This window comes from Sphingobium sp. YBL2 (assembly GCF_000943805.1).
Taxonomy (GTDB): domain Bacteria; phylum Pseudomonadota; class Alphaproteobacteria; order Sphingomonadales; family Sphingomonadaceae; genus Sphingobium; species Sphingobium fuliginis.
In genome coordinates, this window is sequence record NZ_CP010954.1 from 752,773 (window position 1) to 769,627 (window position 16,855).

The 16,855-nt window shown below is 66.6% G+C and carries 13 protein-coding genes; 5 read left to right on the forward strand and 8 right to left on the reverse strand.

Annotated elements, in window-relative coordinates; all coding sequences use genetic code 11:
* Window positions 1–26 precede the first annotated feature (26 nt).
* A complete protein-coding gene (locus TZ53_RS03645) occupies window positions 27–602 on the reverse strand; it encodes a peptidase S14 (protein WP_025550553.1) in 576 nt (191 codons plus the stop codon).
* 140 nt (window positions 603–742) lie between these two features.
* On the opposite strand from TZ53_RS03645, the gene ruvA reads away from it, so the two are divergent.
* The 4 genes from ruvA to TZ53_RS25915 all read left to right on the forward strand — a co-directional run bounded on the left by ruvA (window position 743) and on the right by TZ53_RS25915 (window position 3,778).
* Window positions 743–1,351, forward strand: a complete 609-nt coding sequence (gene ruvA / locus TZ53_RS03650) for a Holliday junction branch migration protein RuvA (RefSeq protein ID WP_044660449.1) — start codon at window positions 743–745, stop codon at window positions 1,349–1,351.
* A 78-nt stretch (window positions 1,352–1,429) separates the two neighbouring features.
* Window positions 1,430–1,756: a GIY-YIG nuclease family protein gene (locus TZ53_RS03655; RefSeq protein ID WP_044660450.1), complete on the forward strand. Its 327-nt coding sequence runs from the start codon at window positions 1,430–1,432 to the stop codon at window positions 1,754–1,756.
* A 58-nt stretch (window positions 1,757–1,814) separates the two neighbouring features.
* Complete coding sequence (ruvB, locus tag TZ53_RS03660; RefSeq protein WP_044660451.1) at window positions 1,815–2,834, forward strand: Holliday junction branch migration DNA helicase RuvB; 1,020 nt, start codon at window positions 1,815–1,817, stop codon at window positions 2,832–2,834.
* A 181-nt stretch (window positions 2,835–3,015) separates the two neighbouring features.
* Window positions 3,016–3,778 (forward strand): IS5 family transposase gene (locus tag TZ53_RS25915; protein ID WP_157009768.1). Its coding sequence is split into 2 segments (ribosomal slippage): window positions 3,016–3,348 and window positions 3,350–3,778, totalling 762 coding nucleotides; the frame shifts between segments, so codons are not numbered across the junction.
* An 18-nt stretch (window positions 3,779–3,796) separates the two neighbouring features.
* On the opposite strand, the gene TZ53_RS03670 is transcribed toward TZ53_RS25915, so the two are convergent.
* From TZ53_RS03670 to TZ53_RS03695, 6 genes are all read right to left on the reverse strand, one after another.
* Window positions 3,797–7,534: a calcium-binding protein gene (locus tag TZ53_RS03670; protein WP_044660453.1), complete on the reverse strand. Its 3,738-nt coding sequence runs from the start codon at window positions 7,532–7,534 to the stop codon at window positions 3,797–3,799.
* A 128-nt stretch (window positions 7,535–7,662) separates the two neighbouring features.
* Window positions 7,663–9,024, reverse strand: a complete 1,362-nt coding sequence (locus TZ53_RS03675) for an HlyD family type I secretion periplasmic adaptor subunit (protein WP_052628082.1) — start codon at window positions 9,022–9,024, stop codon at window positions 7,663–7,665.
* Window positions 9,024–10,712 carry a type I secretion system permease/ATPase gene (locus tag TZ53_RS03680; protein ID WP_044660454.1) on the reverse strand — a complete coding sequence of 563 codons (1,689 nt, stop codon included), beginning with the start codon at window positions 10,710–10,712 and terminating at the stop codon, window positions 9,024–9,026. Before TZ53_RS03680 ends, TZ53_RS03675 begins: the two co-directional genes overlap by 1 nt.
* The gene (locus tag TZ53_RS03685) at window positions 10,709–11,851 is read right to left on the reverse strand and encodes a glycosyltransferase family 4 protein (protein ID WP_238320112.1); all 1,143 of its coding nucleotides are present in this window, start codon (window positions 11,849–11,851) and stop codon (window positions 10,709–10,711) included. The genes TZ53_RS03680 and TZ53_RS03685 overlap by 4 nt, the downstream gene beginning before the upstream one ends.
* Window positions 11,852–11,871: 20 nt before the next feature.
* The gene (locus TZ53_RS03690; protein ID WP_044660456.1) at window positions 11,872–13,206 is read right to left on the reverse strand and encodes a pectate lyase family protein; all 1,335 of its coding nucleotides are present in this window, start codon (window positions 13,204–13,206) and stop codon (window positions 11,872–11,874) included.
* Window positions 13,203–14,207 carry a sulfotransferase family protein gene (locus TZ53_RS03695; protein WP_044660457.1) on the reverse strand — a complete coding sequence of 335 codons (1,005 nt, stop codon included), beginning with the start codon at window positions 14,205–14,207 and terminating at the stop codon, window positions 13,203–13,205. The genes TZ53_RS03690 and TZ53_RS03695 overlap by 4 nt, the downstream gene beginning before the upstream one ends.
* 203 nt (window positions 14,208–14,410) lie before the next feature.
* Here TZ53_RS03695 and TZ53_RS03700 point away from each other — a divergent pair, with 203 nt between their 5' ends.
* Window positions 14,411–15,736, forward strand: coding sequence for an O-antigen ligase family protein (locus TZ53_RS03700; protein ID WP_044660458.1), 1,326 nt, complete (start codon window positions 14,411–14,413; stop codon window positions 15,734–15,736).
* Window positions 15,737–15,841: 105 nt separating this feature from the next.
* Here the strand turns inward: TZ53_RS03700 and TZ53_RS03705 are convergent, their stop codons facing one another.
* Window positions 15,842–16,819 carry a 2OG-Fe(II) oxygenase family protein gene (locus TZ53_RS03705; RefSeq protein WP_044660459.1) on the reverse strand — a complete coding sequence of 326 codons (978 nt, stop codon included), beginning with the start codon at window positions 16,817–16,819 and terminating at the stop codon, window positions 15,842–15,844.
* Between the last annotated feature and the right edge of the window lie 36 nt (window positions 16,820–16,855).

Here is a 16,855-nt window from a genome sequence, read left to right on the forward strand (position 1 = left end):
ATAATCCGCGCCCTGCACAAGACGCTTTATATCACCGCCGCGATCAGCCCCAGCGCCTGCGCTTCGTTCGCCTCCAGATACCAGTTTTCCGGCGCGCGGTTCAGCAGTTCCTCCATGGAAACCTGCGATCCCAGGATCAGGTTCGCAAAGCCCTCATTCTGGATCGCGATCGACGCCTCTATCTCATGCAGCGTCGCCTTGAGCGAGGCGATGCAGGTCGACAGCGGCCCTTCCAGATGGATGTCCCGGGTAATGATCCGCTCATGGATCATCAGCCGCGTGCCCCGCGCCAGATAGCGGTTTTCCGCCGCGAAGAAGCTCATGAAGGTCACGCCCGCCGAATAGACCGCCGTCTTGCCCAGGAAAACCAGCCGCCGGTCAGGATAGAGATCGGAATGGAAGCGTATATCCTCCCCCATCATCCGGGCGATTTCCGGGTCGCCGCCCAGGGTGGCGATCTCCACCACCACCAGCCCCTGCTGCGGCGCGGACGAAAGGCAATTGCGGAAATGCAGATACATGCCATGGTCGACATAGCCCGACAGCATGATCGCGGGAAATTCGAAATCCTTGGGGCCCAGCAATGGCGCCTGAATCGACATGAAAAACGGCTCCTTCCTTCGCCCCTCGCCGGCTGCTCTACGCGCGGGCCGGCAAATGGTGCCTTTGCTCCGTCGGTTTTTAGCTGGCGCCCTGCCGGAGACGCCCCTAAAGAACAGACCATGACCAAAGGGCGGGGCGCATGATCGCGAAACTGAAAGGGCGGCTGGACAGCACGGGCCTGGACCATGCCATCATCGATGTGGGCGGCGTCGGCTATCTGGTCGGCGCCTCCTCCCGCACCCTGTCGGCGCTGGGGCCGGTGGGGGAAGCGGTGACGGTCCATACCGAAATGCTGGTGTCGGACGATGCGATCCGCCTGGTCGGCTTCGCCCGGGCGGAGGAGCGCGACTGGTTCCGCCTGCTGACCGGTGTGCAGGGCGTGGGTTCCCGCGTGGCGCTGGCCATACTTTCAGCGCTGGAACCGGCGGAACTGCACCGCGCCGTCGCGACCGGCGACAAGGCGATGATCGCCCGCGCCAACGGCGTCGGCCCCAAGCTGGCCCAGCGCATCGCCAATGAGCTGAAGGACAAGATCGGCGCCGTGCCCACGCCGGCCGGCGGGATCGGCGGCGGGTTCGCCCCGCTGCCGACCGGCGGCCACAGCGCCGATGCGATCTCCGCGCTGCAGAATCTGGGCTTCAAGCCCGCCGAAGCCAGCACCGCCGTCGCGGCGGCGGAAGAGGAACTGGGCGAGGGCGCGTCACTGGACGCGCTGGTCCGCCTGGCGCTCAGGAAAGCGGCGAAATGATGCGTCTCCCCCTCCCCACCCGTCATGCTGAACTCGCTTCAGCATCCATCAGGCCTCTCGCACCGAAGGGAGGAGACGATGAAAGAACCGTGCGTCTATATCCTGGCCAGTCAGCCTCATGGCACGCTGTATATCGGGGTGACGTCGAATCTGCCTGGGCGGCTGCATCAACACCGCACGAACGGCATCCCGGGTTTCACCGAGAGATATGCCGTCCACAGTCTCGTCCGTTTCGAAATGTGCGACACGATGGAACAGGCCATTATCCGGGAAAAGCAACTCAAGCGCTGGCATCGGCAGTGGATGATCAATCTGATCGAGTCCGAAAATCCGCGGTGGATCGACCTGGCTCCGGGCCTTGGTTTATCGCCTATCCATCCGAACCAGCGGCACGATGGATGCTGAACCGAAGGTCGGCGCAAGCCAAACAAGTTCAGCATGACGGTTGGGGCAGGCGTCGCGCATGAGCGAGGATCGCCTGATCTCCTCCACCCGGCGGGTCGAGGATGCCGACGCCGCGCTGCGGCCCAAATCGCTTGCCGAATTCATCGGCCAGCAGGGCGCGCGGGAAAATCTGCGTATCTTCATCGAGGCCGCCCGGGGCCGCGGCGAGGCGCTGGATCATGTGCTGTTCTTCGGCCCGCCCGGCCTTGGCAAGACGACGCTGGCGCAGATCGTCGCCCGCGAAATGGGCGTGGGGTTCCGCGCCACATCCGGCCCTGTGATCGCCAAGTCGGGCGATCTGGCCGCGCTGCTCACCAATCTGGATGAGGGCGACGTCCTTTTCGTGGACGAGATCCACCGGCTCAACCCCGCGGTCGAGGAAGTGCTCTACCCCGCCATGGAGGACCGGGCGCTCGACCTGATGATCGGGGAAGGCCCCTCCGCCCGGTCTGTGCGGATCGACCTGCCGCCCTTCACCCTGGTGGGCGCAACCACGCGGCAGGGCTTGCTGACGACGCCCCTGCGCGACCGCTTCGGCATTCCGGTGCGGCTGCAATTCTATACCGTCGATGAGCTGGAACTGGTGGTGCGCCGCGCGGCCCGGCTGCTGGACCTTGCCATCACTTCCGACGGCGCGGTGGAGATCGCCCGGCGTTCCCGGGGCACGCCGCGCATCGCCGGACGGCTGCTGCGGCGGGTGCGCGACTTCGCCAATGTGGCGGGCGCCCCGGCCGTGGATGCGAAGGTGGCCGATGCCGCGCTGACCCGGCTGGATGTCGACCATCTCGGCCTCGACCTGATGGACCGCCGTTACCTGACCATGATCGCTGACATCTATCGCGGCGGGCCGGTGGGAGTGGAAACGCTCGCGGCAGGCCTCTCCGAAGCGCGCGATACGATCGAGGAAGTGATCGAGCCTTATCTGATCCAGCTCGGCCTGATCGCCCGCACTGCGCGGGGACGCTGCCTCAACGGGCCGGGCTGGAAGCATCTGGGACTCAATCCGCCCTCCAATGTCCAGGATGGCTTGTTCGATTAGGATCGGCAGGTTCCTTCGACTGCCTGCAAGACAGGCGCTCAGGACAGGCTCAGGGCGAACGGGAAGAAAAAAGCGCGCGGGCTGCGTCCGATTTAACGCAGCGCGCTCTAGGCAGTAGTGACATTTTAGGGATTCACGACGGTTTGGATTTGTGATTCAAGGCTGGCTTTTGGAGGCTGGCGTGGAAGGCGAAGTGCTGCGGGATGATCAGTGGGAGCGGCTGCGGGAGTTCGTTCCGGGCGGGCGCAAGGGCAAGCGCGGTCCTCGCAGTGACGGACGGTTGTTTCTCGACGCCTTGCTCTGGCTGGCGCGTTCAGGGGGACGCTGGCGCGATTTACCCGAGAAGTTCGGTCCCTATCAGACCGCCAAGCGGCGTTATTATCGCTGGGTTGAGCAAGGCGTGATCGACCGGATCTTCGAGGCTGTGTCGGATGATCCCGACATCGAATGGCTGGCGATCGATGCGACGGTGATCCGCGCCCAGGCCCAGGCGGCTGGAGCACGGGTAAAAAGGGGGGGGCGCTCAAGCCCAGGCTCTCGGACGATCGAGAGGCGGGTTCGGCACCAAGATCCATGCCGTAGTCGATGCCTTGGGCTTGCCGATCCGCTTCATCCTCGGCCCCGGACAGCAAAACGACATGGCGCCCGCCTGCGATCTGATCCGCGGCATCCCGGCTGGCAAGGTGCTGGCTGATCGTGCCTATGACGCCGACAGTTTGCACGATCTCATCTACGAGCAAGGCGGCGAGCCGGTCATCCCACCTCGCCGCCATCGCAAATATCAGCACCACTATGATCGCATCGCCTACAAACAGCGTTGGGGCATCGAGGGCTTCTTCGCCAAGCTCAAGCAGTGGCGCCGTATCGCAACACGCTATGACAAACTCGCCGCAAACTTCCTCGGCTTCGTCAAACTCGCCAGCATCATGCTATGGCTCAAATGATTAAATCGTCACTACGGCCTAGAAGAAACTATTCGAATCCACCCCCGCCAGGCTGTTGACCCCGACAAGCTGGACGCTCTGTTCGAATGCGCCGTCGCCATTGGCGTCGTAGAATATCCAGCCGTCCGTCGACCCGGCGACGAAAGCCACATGATTGACCCCGGCGGTCATATTCGCGGCAGCCAGCGCGTCGGAGAAGCTGTTGGTGGCAATGGTCCGTTCGGCATAGTCGACGGCGGGCAGGGAGCCGTTCAGGAAGTCGAGGTCGATGCGGTCGCCCTCGCCCGCCTTGAAGTCGGTGATCCGGTCATAGCTCGCCGTGTTGAGCGTCGTGTCGCCGCGGTTGAACAGGAAGACATCCGCCTCCGTCCCGCCGGTCAGCGTGTCCTTGCCCGCGCCGCCGATCAGCGTGTCGCTGCCCGCGCCGCCCTTCAGCGTATCGCCCGCCGCCCCGCCGTCCAGCAGGTCGTTGCCCGCGCCGCCGTCCAGGCTGTCCTGCCCGTCCTCGCCATAGAGCCGGTCGTCGCCGCCATTGCCCAGCAGGGTGTCGTTGCCCAGGCCGCCCCAGAGGCCGTTATTGCCGCCATTGCCCGTCATGCTGTTGGCGATGTCGTTGCCGATGCCGTCGATCGGGTCCGGGCCGGTCAGAACCAGCTTCTCGATCTCGGCCGCCATTTTATAGCTGACCGAGGCGCTCACCTGATCGGTCCCCTCGCCCGCCAGTTCGACGATGAGGTCGTCATTGGCGCTGTTGCCGTCGTCGGACCAGCTGTCGACGATATAGCTGTCATTGCCCAGCCCACCGGCCATGTTGTCGGCGCCCGTGCCGCCGTCCAGATAGTCGTCGCCCAGCCCGCCGATCAGCATGTCGTTGCCGTCGCCGCCGAAGAGGGTGTCGTTATCGTCACCGCCATCCAGCGTGTCGCCGCCGCCCATGCCATAGAGAATGTCCGCGCCCGTCCCGCCCGACAGAATGTTGGCCGCGTCATTGCCGGTGATCGTGTTGGCCAGATCATTGCCCATGCCGTTGATCGCCGCCGCGCCGGTCAGCGTCAGCTTTTCGACATTGGCGGCAAGGCGATAGCTGACGGAGGCATAGACAAGATCGCTGCCGCCCCCCGCCAGTTCGATCACCTGATCGTCATTGCCGGCAAAGCCGTCGTCCGACCAGGTGTCGACATAGAAGATGTCGTTGCCTGCGCCGCCATCCATATAGTCGGCGCCCGCCCCGCCATCGATGACGTCATTGCCGGCAAGGGCGTAGATGGTGTCGTTGAGGGCAGTCGTCTGATAGGCGAGCACGGTGGTCGTCGGGCCGATCATGTTGTTGCCCGATGATCCGGTGATCGTCCTCCCGTTTTCCGCGACATCGGTGATGGCGATGGACAAAAGCTGATCATCGACGTTGCTGCCGTCGGTTGCGCGCACCGTCACCTGATAGACGCCGTCGCCATCGGCATCGAGCCGGTTCTCATAATCGGGCGGGTTGATGAAGGACAGCGCGCCGGTCACCGGATCGATGGTGAAAAGCGCGGCGTCCGCTCCCCCTGAAATGGCGAAACCGGGGACGGAGCCGTCCGCATCGGTGGCCGTCACCACTGTCACGGCGCTGGCATTTTCCGCCATGCTGATCGACGCCGAGGCGCCGCCGCCATTGGAGGTGATGACCGGCGCATTGTCGTTCAGATTGGTAATGCCGATGGCCAGGGTCTGCGAGACGCTGTTGCTGCCGTCGCTCGCGCTGACGATCACATGGTAGAGGCGGTCGCCATTGCTGTCGTCCGGCGCTTCATAGTCCGGAGCCGTCCTGAAACTCAGCGCGCCGGTCTGCGGGTCGATGGTGAACAACGCCGCGTCAGCGCCGCCGCTGATGCTGTAGCTGAGCGCAGCGCCATCCGCGTCGCTGGCCTGCACGATGGCGGCAAGCAGGCTGTTTTCCGCGACGGAGAAGGCGACCGAAGCCGCCCCGCCATAAGAGGTCAGCACCGGCGCATTGTCGTTGAGATTGGCGACCGCCACCGCCAGCGCCTGGCTGTCGCTGTTGGTGCCGTCGCTGGCCTGCACCACGACATTGTAGATATTGTCGTGATCGGCGTCGGCGGCGGCTTCATAATCGGGCGCGGTCTTGAAGCGGAGGACGCCGGTTGCCGCATCGATTTCGAAGAGCGCGGCGTCCGCTCCGCCTATGATGGCGAAGCTGATCGACGGGCTGTCGGCATCGGTGGCGGTCACGCCGGTCACCGCCGTCGCATTCTCGTTGACGGTGATCGCCGCGCTTGCGCCGCCGCCATTGGAGGTGATGACCGGCGCAAAACCGTCCGGCACATCGTTCACGGTCACGGAGAGCGTCTGCGTGTCAACGCCGCCATTGCCGTCATTGGCGGCAACGATCAGTTGATAGACATTATCGCGGTCCGCATCGGCCGGGCTTTCGAAATTAGGCGCTGTGAGGAAACGCAATTCGCCCGTCATCGCGTCGATCGCGAACAGCGCCGCGTCCGCGCCTCCCACGATGGAGAAGGAGACCGTCTGTCCCATGTCGGGGTCCGTCGCGGTGACGGTGGTCACGGCGGTGCCGTTCTCATCGACCGCCAGCGCCGCGCTGGAGCCGCCGCCGTTCGAGGTGATGACCGGCGGTGCGTTCAGCGCGGTGGAAGGCGTCGTCATGTCCGCGAACTGGAAAAATTCCACGTTGCGGACTGTCTTGCTGCCCTCCGGAGAGCCTGCACGCTGGTCGACCGCGACATAGCTGCCGTCGGTCTGGAGCGTGAAGACATAATCCATACGGTTGCCCGAAAAGACGAGCGTGTCGACGTCCGCGCTGCCGTCGATCACGTCATTGCCCGCACCGGCGAGGATCGTGTCGTTGCCTGCCCCGCCATGCATATAATCGTTGCCGCTGCCGCCATCCAACATGTCGTCGCCGGTGCCGCCATACAGCTCGTCGCTGCCCGCGCCGCCATGGAGCTGGTCGTTCCCGGCATCGCCGTTCAGCGTGTCGTTGCTGTTGGTGTCGGCATCGTCGCCATGGAGAATGTCATTGCCCGACCCGCCCGACATATTGTCGCCGCCGGCCTGGCCATAGAGGATGTCGTCATCGTCGCCGCCGGTCATCCTGTCGCTGCCGCGCCCGCCATAGAGGATGTCGTTGCCCGTGCCGCCGTCGATGGTGTCGTCGCCCGAAATGTTGTTGAAGCCCAGATCATCGCCATAGAGCAGGTCGTCGCCCGCTCCGCCGGAAATGGTGTCGCTGCCACGCCAGCCGAAGATGATGTCGTTGCCGCCGTCGCCCTGAAGATTATCCTTGCCCGCGCCGCCGATGATGACATCATTGCCGAGGCCCGCCTGGACCAGCACGTCCTTGGCATAGTCGATCCCGCCCGCCCCATGCGCCGTCAGGTCGATGATGTCGTCGCCGTCGCCCAGCCAGAACTGCTCGATATTGTCGAAGCTGCCGAAGCCGCCCGCGATAACGCCATTATTGTAGAAGATCGCGTCGGACAGGTTGGACCCGTAGATGACGTCCGTGCCGGTGCCCCCCATCAGCAGGTCCATGGAAATCTGGATGTTGCTCGCCGTCAGTTGATAGGCGGCGCCGCTGCCGGTGAGAATCGCGGAGTTCCAGACGAGTTGCGCCAGCACCGCATCGGGGCGCACCGTATCGAGATTGGCGAGCCGGGTGAAGGCGAAGAACTGGTCCTTCTCACTCCCTGCCGTGATGGTCTGGCTTCCCACCACGTTGAAGAAATTCGCCATGCTCGCCCCCTGTCCAGCGTCCTTGTGAAAGGTCCGGAATCCTTAGCGGCAAATCGGGCGGAAGCGGTGGGGTCTTAGGGATAGCGCCTACACCTTCGGGAGTGCGCCTATGGGTGTAGGAACAACGTCTACTGCTCCCGGAAGGAGCGCCACATCGTATCGGCAAGGGGATCGATCATATATTGCAGCGCCGTCCGCCGCCGCAGCGGCACGACCACCTCCACCGGCATGCCCGGCTTCATCGCGAAATCGCCTTCCCGATATTGCCGGATCAGCGCGATCTGATCGGGGGCGATGGTCACTTCTCCCGCGAAATAGGCGATGCCCGTCTTCTCCTCGACGAAGCTGTCCGCCGATATGCGCGTCACCTTGCCCTCTATGATCGGCAGGCTGCGCCCCGGAAAGCCGGCGAAGCGTATCTCCGCCTTCTGCCCCACCGCCAGATCGTCCACATCGGCGGGGGAGAAGCGCGCCTCGATCACGATGGCGGAATCGCGCGGCACGATGTCCATCAGCGTCTGTCCCGCCGCGATCACCCCGCCCACCGTATGCACGCTGAGGCCCACCACCGTCCCGCTCACCGGCGCGCGCACCTGCGTCCGGGCGAGTTCGTCCCGCGCCGCGCTCCATTTGGGCAGCACGTCGCCCAGCAGCGCTTCGGTATCGCGCAGGTCGGAGGTCACCTTTTCCTGCAGATTCTGCTTCGCCTCCAGCGCCTTCAGCCGCGCTTCGCCCACCATATTGGCCGCACTGTCGCGCGCCGCGCTCAGGCGACCGCGCTGGCCGATCAGGTCCGCCCTGGCCCGCTCCAGCGCGCGGATGCGCGTCTTGCTGACGAAGCCCTTCTCCGCCAAGGTGCGCAGGCTCTCCAGTTCGTCGGTGATGAGCCGCTCCTGCTCGATCACGGAGGCGACCTGCTCGCGATAGCCCACGGCCTGAGACCCGGCCTGGCTCCCCTCATGCATCGCCACGCCCTGTTGCGTGCCGAGCAGCGCCGACCGCGCCGCCATCTGCGCCTGCTGCGCGCGCATCGCCGCCTGCGCATCGGCGCGGTCGTCCCCGGTCAGCGTGCGGAACTCCACCGGCGTCTCCATCCCCGCCCCGGCCTGTTCGGCGCGCAAACGGGTGCGCTGGGCGATCAGCCAGATCGCCTGAGACGCCAGCACCCGTTCCTGCGCGGCCACGGCAGGCGCGGCGAGCCGGATCAGAACTTCGCCCTGCCGGACGCGCTGCCCCTCCTTCACCAGGATCGCCGCGACGATGCCGCCGTCGCGATGCTGCACGCTCTGCCTTTGCCCGGCCACGGTCGTCCGGCCCGGCGCCAGCGCCGCCGCGTCCAGCCGGGCAAAGGCCGCCCAGCCGAGGAACAGCAGGAAAAACGCCGCCGCCACCAGCAGCCCGCCGCGCACCTCCGGCCTGGGGTCGACCGCCACCGGCGACGGCGGGCCGGGCGGCGGCAACAGCAAGGGCCGCGTGGTCCGCATCAGCATCAGGCCGCTCCCGCCACGGGCGCGGGACGGGGACGGGTCAGCGCGCCCAGCACCTGATCGCGCGGCCCGCTCATCCGCATGCGGCCATTGTCCAGCACGAGTATGCGGTCCGCCGGTCCCAGCAGGCCGGTCCGGTGCGCCGTCACCATGATCGCCGCGCCGCGCGCCTTGGCCCTGGCCAATGCCGCGATCAGTTGCGCCTCCCCATCGGAATCGAGATGCGCATTGGGTTCGTCCAGGATCAGCACCGCCGGGTCGCGGAACAGGGCGCGGGCCAGCGCGATCCGCTGCGTCTGGCCCATGGACAGTCCCATGCCGCCCCAGCCCAGCATGGTGTCATAGCCCTGCGGCAGTCGCAGGATCATCTCATGCACGCCGCACGCCTGTGCCGCCGCAATGACGTCGGCGTCTATCCGCGCGTCGGCGTCCGGATCGGCAAAGCGGGCGATATTGTCGCGGATCGACCCGGCGAAGAGGGAAAGTTGCTGCGGCATATAGCCGACATGCACCGCCAGCGCATCGCCGTCCCATTGCGACCGTTCCGCCCCGTCGATGCGGATTTCGCCCCGGTCGCAGGCGATGGCGCCCGCCACCAGCCGCGCCAGCGTGGACTTGCCCGCGCCGCTCGCGCCGATCACCGCGACCATCTCCCCCGGCCCGACCGCGAAGGAGAGGTTGTTGAGGATCAGCCGTTGGGAATGCGGGTCCTCGATGGTCACGCGCTCCACATCCACCCGGCCTTTCGGGCGAGGCAGGCTGGTCTGGGGCATGTCGTCCGCCGCGCCGTCGAGCCAGGCCATGACCTCCCCATGGGAGGCCCGCGCCGCGACGAAGCTGCGCCAGCTTCCCACAAGCTGGTCGACCGGCGCCACCGCCCGCCCCAGCAGGAAGGAGGAGGCGAAGATCGCGCCGCCGGAAATCTGCCCGTCTATCGCCAGCAACGCCCCCAGTCCCAGCGCGCCGGATTGCAGCATGTTGCGCAGGAAGCGGCTCACCGCCATGCGGCTGCCAGCGGCGAAGCTGGCCTCCGCCTGCCAGCCGAGCATGTCCTCCCGCTCCGCAAGGTGCCGTCGGACCATCGCGCCCTGCATGCCCAGCGCCCGCACCGCTTCGGCCCCCTGCATCGTCTGTTCCTGGCTGCTGTAGGACAGGTTCGCGGCGGCATTGGCCTGCAAAAGGGGCCGGCGCGTCGCCCGGTCGCTGGCCCAGGCGATGGCGACCAGCGTCAGGCTGCCTGCCAGCGCCATCAGCCCGATCAGCGGGTGAATCAGCGCGCAGACGAGGATGTAGATCGGCGTCCACGGCGCGTCGAACAGCGCGAACATGGCCGGACCGGTCAGCGTCTGGCGGAGTTGGTCGCATTCGCGGATCGGCTGGCGGCTCCTGCGCCCGATCCCCTCCCCCGCCTGCTGGCGCAGCGTGGCGGCGATCAGCGTCCGCGCCAGCCGCCGGTCCAGCCCGATGCTCGCCCGCACCAATATGCGCGAGCGGATATATTCCAGCAGGGAGAGGGTGGCATAGGCCAGCAGCAGCGCCACCGTCAGGAAGGCGAGCGTCGTCCCGCCCCGCGTCGGCACGACCCGGTCATAGATTTGCAGCATGTAGAGCGTCGGCGCGAGGAACAGCAGATTGGCGAGCGCACTGAACAGCGCCGCCCAGAGGAAATGCCGCTTCACCACGCCCATCATGGCCGCAACGCTTCGTAGATGGCGCAGACCTTGGCGCAATGCGCGGCTTCGCTGAAGCGGGCGCGGGCATCGGCACGGGCGCGCAGGGCCATGGCGCGGACGTCGTCCGGATCGGCGCAGGCCCGGGCCAGCGCCCCGGCGTCGTCCGGCTCGACCAGCAGGCCGATGCCGCCCTCCAGCGCCTCGACATTGCCGCCGGACCGGGCGGCGACGATGGGCGTGCCGACCAGCATCGCCTCCACCAATGTCCGCCCGAACGGCTCGCCCACGGCGGGCACGACCAGCCGGTCGCAGGCGGCGATCCAGAAGGGGCCGGGCGTGCGATAGCCCATCACCCTCACCCGATCCTCCACGCCCTTTTCCGCGATCCGCCTGCGCAGGGCGATGTCCATGGCGGGCACGCGCGCCTCCCCGAACATCAGGCCCATGACCGGCCCTCCCGTCGCGTCCGTCAGCCGGGCGATCATGTCGACGAACAGCAGGGGCCGCTTCCTCGGCACGAAAGCGCCGAAATAGCCCAGCAGCAACGTATCGGGCGATACGCCCAGTTCGCGGATCAGCGCCTCCCGCGCTCTGGTCCGGTCCACCTCCAGCGTCGTGTCGAAGGGACTGTGGATCACCGAGGCCCGGTTTCGCGCCGACCAGATGCCGGCGGGCGGCAAAGCGAAGGACGAAACCGCCAGCACCCGATGCGCCAGCGCGGGTGCGAGCAGGCGCAGGCCCAGCGCGCCGGGATCGCCGCGATGGTGCCAGATCAGCTTCGCCCCGGCCAGCCGCGCCGGCAACGCCCAGTTGGCGCTGCTCCGCCCGTCATTGACATGGACGATGTCGACCCGGTTGCGCCGCAGGAACCGGGCACGCGGCAGAACGCCGCCCAGCGTCCGTCCGAATTTCCGCAGGGTGAAGGCCTCGCCCGGCACGAAGAGCCCGTGGGCGGCGGGGTCGTCCATCTGCTCATGCCCGGCGAAGAAATTGGCGATCATGCCGCCGGGCACCTCCGTCACCACCAGCGGACGGTAGAGCGCCGGGTCGAGATGCCCGATCAGCCCCCGCACCGAAATATGGCTGCCGCCGATGCTGTCCCCGGAAAAGGGGAAGCAGATGCGCAGGCGCTCGTCCGGCGCGGCATCCGCAGGCATCAGGCGGGGCAAGGGCGCATTCATGGCGTCACCCCGTCCATCAGGTCGCGCGCCCGCTGGTCCAGAAACTGGTCGAGATTGGCCAGCCCGTCTCCGTCGCCATCGGCCCAAGGATCGGCCTTGCGCGGATCGGCGCCATGCTCCGCCTCCCACCGGTCGTCCATGCCGTCTCCGTCCGCGTCGGCATAGGGCGTCCCCGGTTCCGGATCGTCGATCAGGCCGGGCTGCTTCACGATATGCCCCTTGCGCTCGCGCACCTGCTTGACGATCCGCCGGTCGAACGGGTCGCGGGGGAAGGCGCCGGCGTCGCTCAGCACCGCCTTGTAGGCCGCGTCGGCCGGTTCGGCGGCGATGGTCGGCGGGCAGGGCGGCCGATCCACCTCCGCCGCCTTCAGCAGCGGAGAGAGATGGACGAAATCCCCGTCGAAACGGTTGTCGGCCAGATAGACCTTCGCCGTCCCCTTCGACCCCATGACGTTGCGCGCCACGCCGATCGTGTCGGGCCGGGTGTTCCGCCCCGCGACGAAGCTGTTGCCGATCAGCGAGACGGGCACGCCGCCGAAGCTTTCCCATATCTCCGCAAATTCCGACTGGCCGTTATAGAGGATGTTGTTGATCACCTCCGCGCAGGAGCCGGGGGGGAAATTGAGGTCCGGATTGCGGTCGCCATTATGGGCGCAGATATTGCCGATGAAGCTTAAATGCTGCGGCCCCCTGGGATCGCTCGCCAGCAGCGCGCATTTGTCGTGCCGCGGTATCCCCTCCGCGAAGATCGAGTTGCTGATCGTGATCCAGTCATTGTCGCCATAGCCGTTGATCAGCTCGTCCCGCGCCCAGCTTGCGCTCACATGGTCGATGATGACCTGATGGCTGTTCTCTATGGTGAAACTGTCTTCCGACCCGCGATGGGCGCCGGTGCGGTCGTTGCGGACGCGGATATGGCGGATGACGATGTCGTGCGTGTTCTTGATCAGGATCGGCGTGCGCCCTTCCGCGCCGCCCGCATGGGCGATGACGATGCCGCCGCCCGGCGCCGTTTGCCCCGCTATGGAGAGATAGGGGTTGGTTATCACCGGCGGGCGCGTGGTGAAGCGGATCGTGCCGCTCACCCGGAATATGCAGACGCGCGGGCCCGTGGCTTCGATGCAGGCGCGCAGGGAGCCCGGACCGCCGTCGGCCAGCGTATCTACGGCGATGACCTGCCCGCCGCGCCCGCCCCTGGCCGCCGCGCCATAGCCGACTGCGCCGGGAAAGGCGGGTTCGCCCCTCACCGGCTGCGCCCGCGATTCGCTGCCCGCGCCCGAACAGCCCGCCATCACAATGGGCAGCAGCATGCCGATCAGCCGCCGCCTCATGATTCGTCCCCGCTGCGCAGCGCATAGCCGTAACGTCGCAGCAAGGGCGCGCACAACAGGGTGAAAAGCCGCTGCTTCCACCCCGGCATTTCGCGCTTCCACTTGTCGTCGCCCTTGATGCTGAGCGATTTCTGCATGCGGTGGCGGCTGCCCGCGACCTGGTGCTGCGGCGCGAAGGGGGTAAGGCCGGTGGCGGGCAGATGTGGCATTTCCCCCACCAGCGCGACGATCTGGCCGATAATGCCGCGTGGATCGTCGACAAAATCCTCATATCGCACCCGGATGCAGCGCCCCGGCCCGACCCGGCGGCACAGCATCTCCGCGGCGATGTTCACCATCGACCAGCGCAGGGCGGTGTAAAGCAGGGGCTTGGGCCGCAATTCGCGCTGCACCCCCTTCTCGACGCTGCGGCCATGCCCCTTCATCAGCGACCAGGCGACGCCGCGCCCGTCGCGCACCACATGCACGACATGCAGGTCGATGCCCGGCATGGCGGCCAGCGCAAAGGCCCGGCCGGGCAGCTTCGAGGAATCGACCAGTATCGGCCGCCCCGACACCAGCGCCATGCCGCGCAGCAATTTCACGGTCCGGCGAGCATGGTCCCGCCATCCCGGCAGCCGCAGCAGCCGCGCCGGGGCCAGCAGCGCCTCCGTCCGCTCCTGTGCGCGGCGGTAACGGGCCAGAAACCCATCCGGCTCGCCCTGCGTCCAACCCGTGACGATGGCGCGCCATTGCGGACAGTCCCGCACCCGCGCTCCGCAGGCGCAATATTCACCCCGGTCCCAGACATGCCGCGCCAGCGTCGTCACCTCACCCGCGCCCATGATCGCCGGATGCTCGCCCAGCGCGATGTCGAGCAGGGTCGTCCCGCTCCGCCCATAGCCGGCCACATAGATCAGCTTGACCGGTCCCTGCCGCGCGGCACGAGTCGAAGGATCGACGGTCCGCTCCACCGTCGCCGGCGGTTCGCTGTCGCGCAGGGGCAGGATCGCATCCGTCACCAGGCTTATCCTCGTCGCACGAGACGCCTGCCGGTCCGGCGGCGCTCGGGCTGCCGTTATCCCGTCAGTCCCAAGGCCATTTCAACGGATCACAAGGCTGATCCTCCGGCAAATTCGGATAAGGCGGGCTGGCTGGAATCGCCCGATGCCCTGCCCCGAAGGGCGTTTGCGCGGAGCGGTCGCCAGGCCCAGCCTATGCCACCGTGACGACTCTCGCCAGCCCCGCCTCCCATGGTCCAGCATCCGCCGCCGCGACGGATATTTTCGCGGCGCATGAGGAAATCTGGGACAGGATCGCGCGCTGGTGCCTGATGACGGCGATCTTCCTCAGCGGTTGGGGCCTGCTGCGCGTCGGCCAGATCAATCTCACCTTTTCCGACCTCTTCTTCCTCATCAGCTTCTCCATCTCCGCGTTGCGCGGGCGGCTGAGCGTCACGCCCTTCCGCTCGCTTACGCCCTTCTGGCTTGCGGGGCTGGTGATGATGCTGGGCGGGCTGTTCATCGGATCGATCATCAACGGCGATCCGCTGCGCTGGGTGAACATCGCCCTGCAATATACAGTCGCCTTCCTCTGCATCCCGATCCTGCTGATGCAGCAGGAGGAAGGCACGATCCGCAAGGCGCCGCTGATCTTCATGCTGGGCATCGCCTGTTCCGAAGCGGTCGGCATCGCCGCCAGCGCCTTCCTGACCTATCACGACACGCTGCACTGGCTGGGCGACGGCTTCATCACCGGCAATGGGCGCCTGGGGTCCATGGCGGGCCAGCCCAATCCCAACGGCGCGGTGGTCGCCTTCTCGCTGCCGATGCTGCTCTATTCGATGCGCCATCGGCTGATCGGTGGCCTTGCCGGAGTCGCCTGCCTGATCCTGCTGCTCTGGGGCCTTATGCTGAGCGCGTCCTTCACCGGATTTTCTGCCTCGCTGCTGGCGATCTTCACCACATTGCTGCTGATGGGCGTGCGCTACATCTTCCGCCTGGGGCTGGCGGTGGCGGTGGCGGCCGGGCTGTTCTTCGCCAGCGGCGCCCCGCTGCCCAAGGCTTTCCAGGAGCGCGTCGGCAATGCCGTGGAAAGCGGCGACATCAACCAGGCGGGGACATTCCTCAACAGGTCGCAGCTCATGGAGGAAGCCTGGGGCTTTGCCGAGGACTATACCGTCATCGGCATGGGCGTGGACCGCTATCGCGAACTCAGCGCCTATGACAATCCGGTGCATAACCTGTTCCTGCTGATCTGGAACGAGGGCGGGGCGATCGCCTTTTGCGGGCTGATCGTCCTGCTGGGGCTGATCGCCCTGCTGGCGGCGAACGGACTGCGCACCAGCCGCGACAAGGGCGCAATGGCGGTGGCGGTGGTGCTGGTGTTCCTGATCTACACCCTGTCCTACCCGCACATGTATTCGCGCATGTGGGTGATGCCGGTGATGGTGGCGCTGGCGACGATCTATGTCCCCCGCAAGGCAAGGCCGGAAGCGGCGCGGCTGATCTATGCGCGGCCTGTCGGGCCGCAGCCCCTGCCTGAATTATAGGCAAGGACGGGATTCAATCGGTTTTGCCCATTGAAACGCGACATGCTCCCGCGAAGGCACTCACCCAATGGTGAAAATCCCTGTCCCCTTCATTACTGTCTCCGCTTAAGCCGACCCGATCAGCAGCGTCACATTGTCCGTCCGCGGATCGCCGCCGGTCTGGCCGGGTTTCTCCACATGCAGCACGCGGTGCAGCACGTGCCGCATGCCATAGGCCTGCGTCGCCATGCTGCCGGGGAAGACGGCCAGCGTCGCGCGGTCGATCGGCAGGTCTATCCATCGCCCGCCGGCAAAGACCTGCGTCAGCATCTGCGTCCGTTCGCCGCACAGGGCGGAAAAATAGCGATAGTCGAAATGCGCGCCCTCGATCAGCTTCTGGCCCGGCGCGATGTCCCTGCTACGGTCGCGGCGCAGCAACAGGCGGTTGATGCCCTGCAACAACCGCCCAAGGACCGGCACATCGGCCAACAGGCCATAGAGGTCGGACAGGCCGCGCGGGCTGAGCACCCCAGCCGCCTGCCACCGCCTTTCATCCAGCGCGCAGCCCGCACGGCCCCAGCGCCCCAGGGAATTGCGCGCCAGCGCGCCCAGCCGCTCGAAATCGCCCGCGCTTTCCTGATATTTCAGCCTTTGCACCACGACATGGAAATCCCCAGGCGGCGTCCCCTCCGGCGCGAGCGCCGCCATCAACCGCCAGCCGATGGCCCAGCACCGGTCCAGCAGCGCCTGACCGGGCGCATAATGCTCCCCACCCTGCACGAAATAGGCAGGACGCACGGTGGCATGATCCTCCCCCGCCTCGCGTGACAGGGCCATTTTCCGGGCGATATAGCCATGGCGTCCGGGCTGGAAGTAGAAGAGGTCGCCCAGGCTGGCGGTGATGTCGCCGCTGCCATGATAGTTGCGGGCGATGTCGACCAGCGGCGCTTCCCAGGGCATCTGCTCCGCCCTGTCCTCCAGCAGGCCGTGCCACAGCTCGGCCACGATTTCCGGACAACGCACCAGCACCGCGGCATGGCCAGCCCCGAACAGCCGGGCGAGCGATCCCGGTTCCAGTTCCTGATATGCCAGCTCCGCGATCATGGCCGGTCCCCTCGTGCGGAGCGTTCTTATCCTCGA

What these genes read in the sequence shown, in the direction of transcription:
- ruvB (WP_044660451.1), top strand. Translation starts at nt 1,815, where the DNA reads ATGAGCGAGGATCGCCTGATCTCCTCCACCCGGCGGGTCGAGGATGCC.
- TZ53_RS03670 (WP_044660453.1), bottom strand. Translation starts at nt 7,534, where the DNA reads ATGGCGAATTTCTTCAACGTGGTGGGAAGCCAGACCATCACGGCAGGG.
- TZ53_RS03675 (WP_052628082.1), bottom strand. Translation starts at nt 9,024, where the DNA reads ATGCTGATGCGGACCACGCGGCCCTTGCTGTTGCCGCCGCCCGGCCCG.
- TZ53_RS03685 (WP_238320112.1), bottom strand. Translation starts at nt 11,851, where the DNA reads ATGCCTGCGGATGCCGCGCCGGACGAGCGCCTGCGCATCTGCTTCCCC.
- TZ53_RS03690 (WP_044660456.1), bottom strand. Translation starts at nt 13,206, where the DNA reads ATGAGGCGGCGGCTGATCGGCATGCTGCTGCCCATTGTGATGGCGGGC.
- ruvA (WP_044660449.1), top strand. Translation starts at nt 743, where the DNA reads ATGATCGCGAAACTGAAAGGGCGGCTGGACAGCACGGGCCTGGACCAT.
- TZ53_RS03655 (WP_044660450.1), top strand. Translation starts at nt 1,430, where the DNA reads ATGAAAGAACCGTGCGTCTATATCCTGGCCAGTCAGCCTCATGGCACG.
- TZ53_RS03645 (WP_025550553.1), bottom strand. Translation starts at nt 602, where the DNA reads ATGTCGATTCAGGCGCCATTGCTGGGCCCCAAGGATTTCGAATTTCCC.
- TZ53_RS03705 (WP_044660459.1), bottom strand. Translation starts at nt 16,819, where the DNA reads ATGATCGCGGAGCTGGCATATCAGGAACTGGAACCGGGATCGCTCGCC.
- TZ53_RS03680 (WP_044660454.1), bottom strand. Translation starts at nt 10,712, where the DNA reads ATGATGGGCGTGGTGAAGCGGCATTTCCTCTGGGCGGCGCTGTTCAGT.